9 protein-coding genes are annotated in these 11,343 nt (G+C 69.9%); 6 read left to right on the forward strand and 3 right to left on the reverse strand.

Going from position 1 to position 11,343, the window contains the following annotated elements; all coding sequences use genetic code 11:
• Positions 1-9: 9 nt before the first annotated feature.
• Complete coding sequence (locus tag PIR02_16345; protein WZH36315.1) at positions 10-2,061, reverse strand: M3 family metallopeptidase; 2,052 nt, start codon at positions 2,059-2,061, stop codon at positions 10-12.
• A gap of 78 nt (positions 2,062-2,139) precedes the next feature.
• On the opposite strand from PIR02_16345, the gene PIR02_16350 reads away from it, so the two are divergent.
• Positions 2,140-2,733 (forward strand): helix-turn-helix domain-containing protein, encoded by a 594-nt coding sequence (locus tag PIR02_16350; protein ID WZH39028.1) that lies wholly within the window; start codon positions 2,140-2,142, stop codon positions 2,731-2,733.
• Entirely contained in the window at positions 2,730-2,951 is a 222-nt protein-coding gene (locus tag PIR02_16355) for a hypothetical protein (GenBank protein WZH36316.1), read from the forward strand. Before PIR02_16350 ends, PIR02_16355 begins: the two co-directional genes overlap by 4 nt.
• A 55-nt stretch (positions 2,952-3,006) precedes the next feature.
• Here PIR02_16355 and PIR02_16360 read toward each other — a convergent pair whose 3' ends face one another.
• Positions 3,007-3,255 carry a hypothetical protein gene (locus PIR02_16360; protein WZH36317.1) on the reverse strand — a complete coding sequence of 83 codons (249 nt, stop codon included), beginning with the start codon at positions 3,253-3,255 and terminating at the stop codon, positions 3,007-3,009.
• Positions 3,255-5,822: a valine--tRNA ligase gene (gene valS / locus PIR02_16365; protein ID WZH36318.1), complete on the reverse strand. Its 2,568-nt coding sequence runs from the start codon at positions 5,820-5,822 to the stop codon at positions 3,255-3,257. The genes PIR02_16360 and valS overlap by 1 nt, the downstream gene beginning before the upstream one ends.
• Positions 5,823-6,090: 268 nt before the next feature.
• Here valS and PIR02_16370 point away from each other — a divergent pair, with 268 nt between their 5' ends.
• Genes PIR02_16370 through PIR02_16385 form a run of 4 tightly spaced genes read left to right on the forward strand, consistent with a single transcriptional unit; the run spans position 6,091 to position 11,095 of the window.
• Positions 6,091-7,704: an ABC transporter substrate-binding protein gene (locus PIR02_16370; GenBank protein WZH36319.1), complete on the forward strand. Its 1,614-nt coding sequence runs from the start codon at positions 6,091-6,093 to the stop codon at positions 7,702-7,704.
• Between the two features lie 36 nt (positions 7,705-7,740).
• Positions 7,741-8,718 carry an ABC transporter permease gene (locus PIR02_16375; protein WZH36320.1) on the forward strand — a complete coding sequence of 326 codons (978 nt, stop codon included), beginning with the start codon at positions 7,741-7,743 and terminating at the stop codon, positions 8,716-8,718.
• Positions 8,715-9,533, forward strand: coding sequence for an ABC transporter permease (locus PIR02_16380; GenBank protein ID WZH36321.1), 819 nt, complete (start codon positions 8,715-8,717; stop codon positions 9,531-9,533). The genes PIR02_16375 and PIR02_16380 overlap by 4 nt, the downstream gene beginning before the upstream one ends.
• Positions 9,530-11,095: an ABC transporter ATP-binding protein gene (locus PIR02_16385; GenBank protein ID WZH36322.1), complete on the forward strand. Its 1,566-nt coding sequence runs from the start codon at positions 9,530-9,532 to the stop codon at positions 11,093-11,095. Before PIR02_16380 ends, PIR02_16385 begins: the two co-directional genes overlap by 4 nt.
• Positions 11,096-11,343: the final 248 nt, after the last annotated feature.

Below are 11,343 nucleotides of genomic sequence, written 5' to 3' on the forward strand. Positions count from 1 at the left end.
GCCCCCGGGTCAGCCCGACAGTCCTCGACGCTCGAGCAGCGGCTGGATCTCGGCATCCCGGCCGCGGAAATCGCGGTACGCGGCGAGCGGGTCGGCCGATCCGCCGACGCCGAGGAGACGCTGCCGGAAACGGTCGCCGTTGGCGCGCGTGAGTCCGCCGTTCTCGCGGAACCACTCGACCGTGTCGGCGTCGAGCACCTCGCTCCAGATGTAGGAGTAGTAGCCCGCGCTGTAGCCCCCCGAGAAGACGTGCGCGAAGTACGTGGACGAGTAGCGGGTGGGCACGGCGGGGTTGTCGAGCCCGATGTCGGCGAGGGCCGCGCCTTCGAAGGCTGCGACGTCGATGTCGACGGAGGAGTCGTCGATCGAGAGACCGTGCCACGCCTGATCGATCCACGAGGCCGCGAGGTACTCGCTCGTCGCGAAGCCCTGGTTGAACGCCTCCGAGGCGTGCAGACGCTCGACGACATCGGCGGGAAGGGGTTCGTCGGTGTCGATGTGACGGGCGTAGTTCGTCAGGATCTCGGGCCAGAGGATCCACATCTCGTTCACCTGGCTCGGGAACTCGACGAAGTCGCGGTGCACCGCGGTGCCGGCGAAGTGAGGGTACGTCACGGTCGCGAACAGCCCGTGCAGGGCGTGGCCGAACTCGTGGAAGAGAGTGGTGACCTCGTCGAGCGTGAGCAACGTCGGGGTGCCCGGGGCAGGTTTGTTGACGTTCAGGTTGTTCATGACGACGGGCGACGTGCCGCGCAGGCGCGACTGCGTGACGATCGAGTTCATCCAGGCACCTCCGCGCTTCGTGTCGCGCGTGTACAGGTCGAGGAGGAAGAGGCCGAGCTCAGTGCCATCGGCATTGTGCACTTCGAAAACGCGCACATCGGGGTGATATCCCTGGAGATCATGCCGCTCGGTGATGCGAACGCCGTAGAGCTGCTCCGCGGCGAAGAACACCCCATCCCGCAGGACGCGCTCGGCTTCAAACCAGGGGCGCAGCGCCGCGCGATCCAGGTCGTACTCGGCCGCGCGGACCTTCTCGGTGTAGAACGCCCAGTCGTGGGCCTCGATACGGATGCCGTCGGCCTCGGCGATGCGCTGCAGTGCCGTCTCCTCGGCGCGGGCGTTGGCGGCGGCAGGGACGGCGAGTCGGCGGAGGAGGTCGTGCACGGCCTGCGGCGATCCGGCTGTCTGATCCGCGAGGATCGCTGCGGCGTGAGAGGGATAGCCCAGCAGGGCGGCGCGCTCGGCTCGCAGCCGGACGATCTCGCGCAGGACGGTGCGATTGTCGTGGTCGTTGCCGCGCGCCGCCCGCGCTCGTGACGCCGCGAGGAGACGACGACGGCTCTCGCGGTTCGTCAATGACGCGAGGTACGGGTGGCCCGTATACAACGTCAGTGTCACGACGTAGCGGCCGTCGAGACCGCGAACGGTGGCCGCCTGCGCTGCGGCCGAGAGCTCACCCTCGCTGAGACCGTCGAGTTCGGCGGCATCGTCGAAGACGACGGCGAGGTCGTTCGTGTCGGCGAGGAGGTTCTTCTCGAACGTCGTCGTGAGAACGGACAAGCGCTGGTTCAGATCGGTCAGGCGGGCCTTCTGGCCGTCGTCGAGTCCCGCGCCGGCCAGCGACATCTCGCGGTGGTGGCGTTCGACGAGGTAACGGCTCTCGGCATCCAGGTCGAGGTGATCGAGGTGTGCGTGCACCTCGGCGATGCGGGCGAAGAGAGCCGCGTCGAGCTGGATGGCATCGCGATGGGCGGCCATCAGCGGGGCGAGCTCCTCCTCGATCGCCTGGATGTCCGCGGTGCCGTCGGCGGAGGTGACGGTGTAGAAGGTGCGAGCCACGCGGTCGAGCAGGACACCGCTGCGCTCGAGAGCGACCAGGGTGTTCTCGAAGGTGGGGGCAGCGGTCTGCTCCGTGATGGCAGCGACCTCGGCGCGCTGGGCGGCGAACGCTTCGCGGAAGGCGGGGAGGTAATGCTCGGCGCGGATGCTGCCGTACGGGGGCAGGTCGTAGGGGAGAGCGGGCGGTGAGAGGAGGGGATTGGTCACGGCAGCCGTCATCAGACCAGCCTAATCATGCACCGTCGACTCGTATGCAAAGGATCGTTTGCATAACTGCGCTTGCAAAGATATCTTTGCATTGTGAACGATTCCCGACCTGAAGGACGCGTCCTCGACGCCGGGGCGCTGCGCGCCCTCGCTCACCCGCTGCGTGTGCGCCTCTACGACCTGCTCAGTCAGTACGGCGCGCAGACCGCGAGCGGCCTGGCCGCCCTGACCGGCGAGTCCACCGGGGCGACGAGCTACCACCTGCGGGCTCTCGCACGGCACGACCTGATCCGAGAGGTCGCGGGACGCGGCACGGCACGCGAGCGCTGGTGGGAGCGCCCCGCCGGATCGGTGACCCTGGTGAATCCCGAGATGGCCTCGACGCCGGCGGGCCGCGCGGTCATGGAAGCCGTGCATTCCGAGACGCTGACACTCCGCCAGCAGCAGCTCATGACCTTCGTCACACACGGATGGGACGAAGACGAACAGTGGCTGGACAAGAGTCTCATCTCCACCGCCAGCGCACGACTGACGGTGGAGCAGATGGCAGAGCTGGCGGATCGACTCCAGGCCGTCATCGCCGAGACGGTCGAACGCCACCGCGATCAGACCGGCGACGGATTGCGCGTCGTCACCATGCGCGCCGACGTCTTCCCCCTCCCCGCAGAAGGATCACCCTCATGACCGCCGTCACGACCTCGATGCCCGCCTCGTCGGTCACGCTCACTCCGACCGCGATCGAACGGGCGCTCCTCGCCCTCTCCCGGGCTCTTGCGCGCGCCGCGGAATCACGCATGCAAGCGCGCGCGGATCGCGGCTCGCGAGATCACGCCCGGCGCACGGCCCGCGACCGCGGCCGCTCTCCCATGGCCGAGGCGGAGTTCACGCTGCGCGTGCGATGACGTCGGCGGGTCATCGGCCCTGCCTCGCCACCGTCACCATGGCACGGACTCCGGTTCAGGCGAACTCGTCGTCCTCGTCGTAGCGCACGACGACCTCACCCGAGGCGTCCTGCGTGACGACGACCCCGGTATCGAGCTCGGCGACCGGGCGTCCCTCCAGGAACGTGAGCGTCCACCGCGGGGCGGGCGCGCTCAGGCCATCGGGCGTGAGCGCGGCCTCGACCGCAGCGATCTGAGCGTGCAGCGCCTCGGGGACGGCCTTCGGCGGCTGCTCACGGGCGGTCCAACGGGTTCCGAGCTGCATCAGTCCTCCTGGGGTGCGAACACGATGTCGGTGACGGTGGTGGTCTCGGCCGCGGCGAACGAGATCTTCTCGATGCGACCGACCGCGCGCAGGTCGCCTTCGGCGAGACGCAGCGCCTCGACGTTCGGCCCCGAAACGGTGAGCGAGGTGACCGGCGTCTTCTGCGAGGCCTTCGCCTCGGTCTTGGCGCGACGGATGCCGATGAGCGCTGCGCTCACGGCGGTGAGGACCGCCGGGTCGCCCTCGATGCCGAGCGGCTCCGGCCAGACGGCGGTGTGCACCGAACCGTCCTCGAACCACGACCACACTTCTTCCGACGCGAACGACAGGACGGGCGCGAACAGGCGCACGAGCGTCGACAGAGCTGTACGCAGGGCGAGGGCTGCCGAGGCCTGCCCGACGTCGGTCTGGTCGTACGCGCGCTCTTTGACGAGCTCGAGGTAGTCGTCGCAGAAGGTCCAGAAGAACGACTCGGTGATCTCCAGGGCTCGCGCGTGGTCCCACGCCTCGAAGGCGGCGGTGGCGTCGCGCACGACGGCATCCAGAGTCGACAGCATCGACGCGTCGAGCGCGTGCGTGACCTCCGCACCCTCGGGCACGGGGAACGACAGCACGAACTTGGCCGCGTTCAGCAGCTTGATGGCGAGGCGCCGGCCGATCTTGACCTGCGTCGGGTTCTGCGGGTCGAAGGCCGCGTCGGTGCCGAGGCGGCTCGACGCCGACCAATACCGCACCGCGTCGGAGCCGTGCTGCTTCAGGATGTCGGCGGGCGTGACGACGTTGCCCTTCGACTTCGACATCTTCTTGCGGTCGGGATCGACGATGAAGCCTGAGATGGCGGCATCCGACCAGGGGCTCCGGTCGTCTTCGAGGGCGCTGCGGAGCATCGTCGAGAAGAGCCACGTGCGGATGATGTCCTGGCCCTGCGGGCGCAGGTCGAACGGGGCCACGAGGTTCCACAGCTCCTCGTCGCGCTGCCAGCCTCCGGCCAGCTGCGGGGTGAGCGACGAGGTCGCCCACGTGTCGAGGATGTCGCGCTCGGGGTCGAAGCCGCCGGGAACGCCCCGCTGGTCTTCGGTGTAGCCCGGGGGCACATCCGTGGTCGGGTCGACCGGCAGCGACGCGAGGTCGGGGGTCAGCACGCGCGCGTAGTCCCGCTCGCCGTTCTCGTCCAGCGCGTACCAGACCGGGATCGGCACGCCGAAGAAACGCTGACGCGACACGAGCCAGTCGCCGGTGAGGCCGTTCGTCCAGTTCTCGAAGCGCACGCGCATGAAGTCGGGATGCCACGACATCTCGCGCCCGAGGGAGATCAGACGCTCGCGCAGCTCGGCATCCCGCGCGCCGTTGCGGATGTACCACTGGCGCGTCGACACGATCTCGAGCGGCCGGTCGCCCTTCTCGAAGAACTTCACGGGGTGCGTGAAGGGCTTCGGCGCGCCCTCCATGGCGCCGGACTCCTGCAGAAGCTCGACGATGCGCTTCTTGGCGCTGAACACCGTCTTGCCTGCGAGCTCCGTGTACGCCGCCTTCGCGGCGTCCGTGACGATCACGTCGGGAGCCTCGGCGACGATGCGACCGTCCTTGCCGATGATCGTGCGGTTGGGCAGGTCGAGCTCACGCCACCAGATGATGTCGGTCACGTCGCCGAAGGTGCAGATCATGGCGATACCCGATCCCTTGTCCTTCTGCGCCAGCGGGTGCGCGAGCACCGGCACCTCGACGTCGAACAGCGGGGTGCGCACGGTCGTGCCGAACAGCGGCTGGTAGCGCTCGTCATCCGGGTTGGCGACAAGGGCAACGCACGCGGGAAGCAGCTCGGGGCGGGTGGTCTCGATGAACACGTCGCCCGAGCCATCGGTCTTCGCGAAGCCCACGCGGTGGTAGGCCGCAGGCTGGTCGCGGTCCTCGAGCTCGGCCTGGGCGATCGCGGAGCGGAAGTCGACGTCCCACAGCGTCGGCGCGAGCGCCTGGTACGCCTCGCCGCGCTCGATGTTGCGCAGGAACGCCAGCTGGCTCGTGCGGATCGAGTCGTCGGAGATCGTGCGGTAGGTCTGCGTCCAGTCGACACTGAGGCCCAGCTCGCGGAACAACTCCTCGAACTGCTTCTCGTCTTCGATCGTCAGCTGCTCGCACAGCTCGATGAAGTTGCGGCGGCTGATGGGCACCTGGTCGGCGGCCTTGCTGCTCTTGTTGTCGCCACCTGCGAACGGCGGGGTGAAATCAGCGTCGTAGGGGAGCGAGGGGTCGCAGCGCACGCCGTAGTAGTTCTGCACGCGACGCTCGGTCGGCAGGCCGTTGTCGTCCCAGCCCATGGGGTAGAACACGGTCTTGCCGCGCATCCGCTCGAAACGCACCTTCACATCGGTGTGCGTGAATGAGAACACGTGACCGATGTGCAGGCTTCCGGATGCCGTCGGCGGCGGGGTGTCCACCGAGTAGACGCCCTGACGGCCGGCTTCGGCCGCGCGGATGCGGTCGAAGACATAGGTGCCGCTCTCACGCCACGCGGCGTCCCACTTCTGCTCGAGGCCTTCCAGGGCGGGCTTGTCAGGGATCGTGGCCATGGCGGTACTCCTCGAGCGATATGGGCGGCACTGTGTGAGCGTGCCTGATGGGTATGGCCTCCACGATACCGGTGGTCCCCATGTGCCGTGCTCGAGGCGCAGATCCGGGAAGGAGCGCCGGATCCGGACCGATCCGCGCGATTCCTCCGGATTCGCGGCCCGTTTCCGGATGTGCGTCACAAGCGGTCGCACGGTCCGGACTTTCCGCACCCGGTCCAGGAACACGGGTAGTCTGGAGGTTCCCCATCGAGAACTCTGAGGTTCCTCCATGCCTTCTGTGCATTCCCGCCGTGTGCTCTCCGCGGTCGCCGTCGCGGCGGTAGCCGCCCTGTCCCTCTCGGCGTGCGCCGGTTCCGACCCCGCGGCCTCGGGCGACGGAGAGATCGTGTGGGCGATCGAGGGCGCGAACCTGTCGGCCGGGCACATGGACCCGCAGACCAGCCAGCTCGACGTGTCGGCGATGGTGCAGCGCGCGGTCCTCGACTCGCTCGTGTTCCAGGAGGCCGACGGCTCCTTCTCGCCGTGGCTCGCAAGCTCCTGGGAGGTCGAGGACGGGGGAGCCACCTACGTCTTCCAGCTTCGCGACGACGTCACTTTCCACGATGGCACGACCTTCGACGCGGCCGCCGTGAAGGCGAACTTCGACCGCATCGCCGACCCGGAGACGGCGTCGGCGCAAGCGGCGTCGATGCTCGGCGGCGAGCTGTACGCCGGAACGGACGTGGTCGATGAGCACACCGTGCGCGTGCGCTTCTCGCAGCCCTACGCGCCGTTCCTCCAGGCGGCGAGCACCGCGCTGTTGGGCTTCTACTCGCCGGCGGTCCTCTCGTCCAAGGCCGACCAGCTCAAGGCCGGCGGTCCCGACGTGAACATCGGCACCGGCCCGTTCGAGCTCACCGAGTACACGCCCGACCAGGACATCGTCTACACCCGCAACGACGACTACACCTGGGGCCCCGACGGGGGCGGGAAGCCCGCCTTCAAGACCTTGCGCGTCGATATCCTTCCCGAGGCCTCGGTGCGCGTCGGTGCTCTCTCGAGCGGCCAGGCCGACGTCGTCACCAACCTGCCGCCGAACCTCGTCTCGCAGGTCCCCGCCGACGACACGGTCGACTCGCTGGCCTATCCCGGGCTGCCCTACTCGCTCTACCTCAACGAGAAGTACGGCGTCTTCGCCGACCAGAACGTGCGTCAGGCCTTCAGCCGGGCGATCGACGTCGACACCGCGGTGCAGGAGATCTTCTTCGGCCAGTACCCGCGGGCATGGAGCATCCTCGGCGCGACGACCCCCGGCTACGACGCGAGCCTGGAGAACTCCTGGCCCTTCGATCCGGCCGAAGCCGATGCCCTGCTCGACGCCGCCGGATGGACGGGACGGGATGCCGACGGCATCCGCACGAAGGACGGTCAGCGCCTCTCCGCCCGGTGGATCGCCTGGACCCCTGTGCCGGACGACCGCGCCGCTCTCGCCAACGCGATTCAGAGCGACCTCAAGGCCGTCGGCTTCGATCTGCAGCGCGAGGTGCTCGAGCCGGGCGCCTATAACGAGCAGTACGGTCCGAAGACCTTCGATCTGACCGACTGGGGCTTCTCCGGCGTCGATCCCGACCTCCTGCGCAGCCACCTCGCCACCGACGGCTTCCAGAACGCCTCACAGGTCAGCGACCCCGCCCTCGACGCTCTTCTCGAGCAGGGTGCGTCCACCACGGACCAGGCGGAGCGCAACACCGTGTACGCCCAGGTGCAGCAGTGGAACCTCGAGCACGCTGCGATCGTGCCGCTGTACAGCCCCGCGCTGATCAGTGCCGTCCGCCCCGACGTCACCGGCCTGACGTTCGACCTCTACGGTCGCCCCCTCTTCGCCACCGCGTCGGTCGGCTGACCCCGCGCCGACCTCCTCGCTGAACCGGGACCCCGGATGCCACGCTCTCGCTCGCGCACGATCCTGTCGCGCATCGGTGGAGTCGTGGCATCCGTCGTTCTGGTGCTCTGGGGGGCGGCGACTCTCGCTTTCGTGGCGTTCCGGATCATCCCGGGCGACCCCGTCGACGTGATGCTCGGGCCGCAGGCGCAGGTCAGCGAGGCCGTGAAAGACGGCATCCGCGACGAACTGGGGTTGAACCGCCCGGTACTTGAGCAGTACGCGGCGTTCCTCGCCCGGCTCGTTCGCGGTGATCTCGGGGAGTCGTATCAGCTGCGACTGCCGGTGACCGAGGTCATCGGGCGACAGCTCGGCCCCACCCTGCAGCTCTCCGCGCTCGCGCTCCTCCTCGCGATCGTCCTGGCTCTCGCCTCTGCGCTGCTGGTGCGCGGCCGCGCCGGTCGGGCGGTGGCATCCGGAATCGAGCTCGTGGTGCTGTCGTCGCCGGTGTTCTGGACGGGCCTCGTGCTGTTGAGCGTGTTCTCCTTCCGCCTCGGGTGGTTCCCCGCATCGGGGGCCCGGGATGGTGCGGCGATGGTCCTGCCGGCGGTGACCCTCGCCCTCCCCGTAGCCGCCCTGCTCGCGCAGGTGCTCCGCGACGGGGTGCAGTCGGCGGAGCGGGAGGCGTTCCTGCTCACCGTCCGGGCCCGCGGGGCGACGCCGCTGCGTGAGAGCGTGCACCACACGCTTCGGCACGCGAGCGTGGGAGGGGTGACTCTCGCCGCGTACCTCGTCGGCTCGCTTCTGGGCGGCGCGGTCCTCGTCGAGACGGTGTTCGCTCGCCCGGGCATCGGCCGCGTGACGCTCACGGCCATCACCGATCGTGATCTGCCCGTCATCACGGGGGTCATCCTCCTCAGCGCGCTCGTCTTCGTCGTCGTCAACACCGTCGTCGACCTCGTGGTGCCGTTGCTCGACCCGCGGCTGCGGGGCGCAGCCGCCTCGGTGCAGACGCGGGCGGGGGTTCCGGCATGACGGCGCGGCGGGCGCGAACGATCGGACTGTCCGTGGCGGGCACGGTGCTGGCCGTCATCGTCCTCGCGGCGATCGCGCCCGGGCTCCTCGCGACCCACGACCCTCTCGTCACCGACGTCCGCGCGGCCCTCCAGCCGCCCAGCGCGGCGCATTGGTTCGGGACCGACCAGAGCGGACGCGATGTCTACTCACGCGTCGTCCACGGCGCGGGTCGTTCGGTCGGCATCGGTCTTCTCGCCACGACCCTCGCCTTCGTCGCGGGGGTCACGGCCGGCTCGCTCTCCGCCGTCGCCCCTCGGATCGTGGATGCCGGCGCCATGCGCGTCGTCGACGTCCTGCTCGCCTTTCCCGAGTTCCTCGTCGCTCTCCTGGTCGTCGCGATCCTCGGCCCGGGGCCGGTCAACGTCGCCGTGGCGGTGACGATCGCGGCCGTACCGGTGTACATCCGCCTTGCGCGCGCCCAGACGCGAACGCTCGCTGCCGCCGAGCACGTGGAGGCCGCGCGGATCGTGGGCGTCCCCGCCACCCTCGTGCACGTACGCCACGTGCTTCCCGGCGTCCTGGGCGCGGTGAGCGTGCTCGCCACGATCGGAATCGGCACGAGCATCCTCGCCGCCGCCGGCCTGAGCTTCCTGGGCCTCGGTCCCACCGAGCCGACGCCCGAATGGGGGCTGATGCTGTCGGCCGGTCGCAACCTGCTGCTGCAGGCCCCGTGGGTCGCGGTGTATCCCGGGCTCGCGATCACGGCGACCGTCGTGAGCGTGAGCGTGATCGGCCGCATCCTGCGGGCACGGACCGAGGAGAGCGCCACATGAGCGAGGCACCCGTCGTCGAGGGAGGGGTGCGCGTCCGCGGCCTGCGGGTCGCGGCCGGCACGACCGAGCTCGTCCGCGGCCTCGATCTCGAGGTCGCGCCGGGGGAGTGCGTCGCGATCGTGGGGGAGTCGGGTACGGGGAAGTCGTTGACGGCGAAGGCCCTGCTCGGGCTCGTCCCGGGGTCGCTGTCGTGGAGCGCCGAGATGCTCGAGGTCGACGGCGTCGACGCCCGCACGCTCGACGAACGTGGATGGCGCCGCCTCCGCGGACGCCGCATCGCCCTCGTCTCCCAGGACGCTCTCGTCTCCCTCGACCCCCTGCGCCGCGTCGGAGCCGAGGTCGCGGAGCCTCTTCGCATCCACGAACCCGCCCTGCGCGGTGCCGCGCTCCGTGCGCGCGTCCACGAGATCCTCGACCGTGTCGCGCTCCCCGAACCGGATCGGCGCGCGCGGCAATACCCCCACGAGCTGTCGGGAGGTCTGCGCCAGCGTGCCCTCCTCGCGTCCGCGCTCGCCGCCGATCCGGCGATCATCGTCGCCGACGAACCGACGACGGCTCTGGATGCCACCGTGCAGGCACGCGTCCTCGACCAGCTGCGCGAGGTCGCCGAGAGCGGTGTCGCGGTCGTCTTCATCAGCCACGACCTGGGCGCTGTGCGTCGGGTCGCGGATCGGGTGATCGTGATGCACGACGGTCGCGTGGTCGAGACGGGGACGACCGCCGACGTGCTCGCCGCTCCGCGCGACCCGCAGACGCGTGCGCTCGTCGCGGCGACGCAGCACGAACAGATGCTGCGCGCTCCCCGTTTCGACGCACCCCTCGTCTCCGGCGAGCGGCTGACCCGCCGCTTCGGGGACCGGACCGCGGTCGACGACGTGAGCTTCGCGCTCCAGCGGGGACGCACCCTCGCGATCGTCGGAGAATCCGGGTCGGGCAAGACCACTCTCGCCCGCATGATCGTCGGAGTGAGCGAACCCGATGCCGGTACCCTCACCTTCGACGGTCGCCCCTGGTCGCCGCACGCCGCGACCGGCCCGGCGCGCCGCCGCGTGCAGCTGGTGCAGCAGAACCCGTGGGGCTCCCTGAATCCGCGCTGGAGCGTGACACGCACGCTGTGCGAGGCGGTCGCGGCGGCGGGGGTGCCGCGCGCTCGCCGTCGAGCGGAGGTCGATGCCCTCCTCCACGAAGTGGGACTGAGCCCCGCGTTCGGTCGGCGTCTGCCCGCACAGCTCTCCGGCGGGCAACGACAGCGCGTCGCCATCGCCCGCGCCCTCGCGACCAGCCCCGACCTGCTCGTGCTCGACGAACCGGTGTCGGCGCTCGATGCGACCGTGCGCGCGCGTATCCTCGATCGCCTCCGCAGCCTGCAGCGCGAGCGCGATCTGGCCATGGTGTTCATCACCCACGACCTCGACGTCGTCGCGGGCATCGCCGACAACGTGCTCGTCATGAAGGACGGCCGCGTCGTCGACTCCGGCCCCGTGCCGTACATCTTCACGGAGCCCCGGCATCCCTTCACCCGGGAACTGCTCGCGGCCACCGGCGCCGCCGCCGCCAGCTAGGCGTCAGGCGAACGCGCTGCCGCGCCCGTGCCTGCGCGGAGTGTCCCCGACACCGGTCGGGACCCCCTCGCCCGCGGCGCGGACGGACGAGAGCGCGTAGACTGGGTCCATCAGCACCGATCCGGCCATCACCGGGGAGCTCGCGGAAGAACCTCCGATCCCTCGACACCTGGGGCCGGGACAGTAGAACCGCGCGGGGCAGGCCCGTCACAGCCGCAGTGAGAGGGGCGCCGGTTCCGAACGGGACA

Origin of the sequence: Microbacterium enclense (assembly GCA_038182865.1) — a bacterium.
GTDB classification, from domain to species: domain Bacteria; phylum Actinomycetota; class Actinomycetes; order Actinomycetales; family Microbacteriaceae; genus Microbacterium; species Microbacterium enclense_B.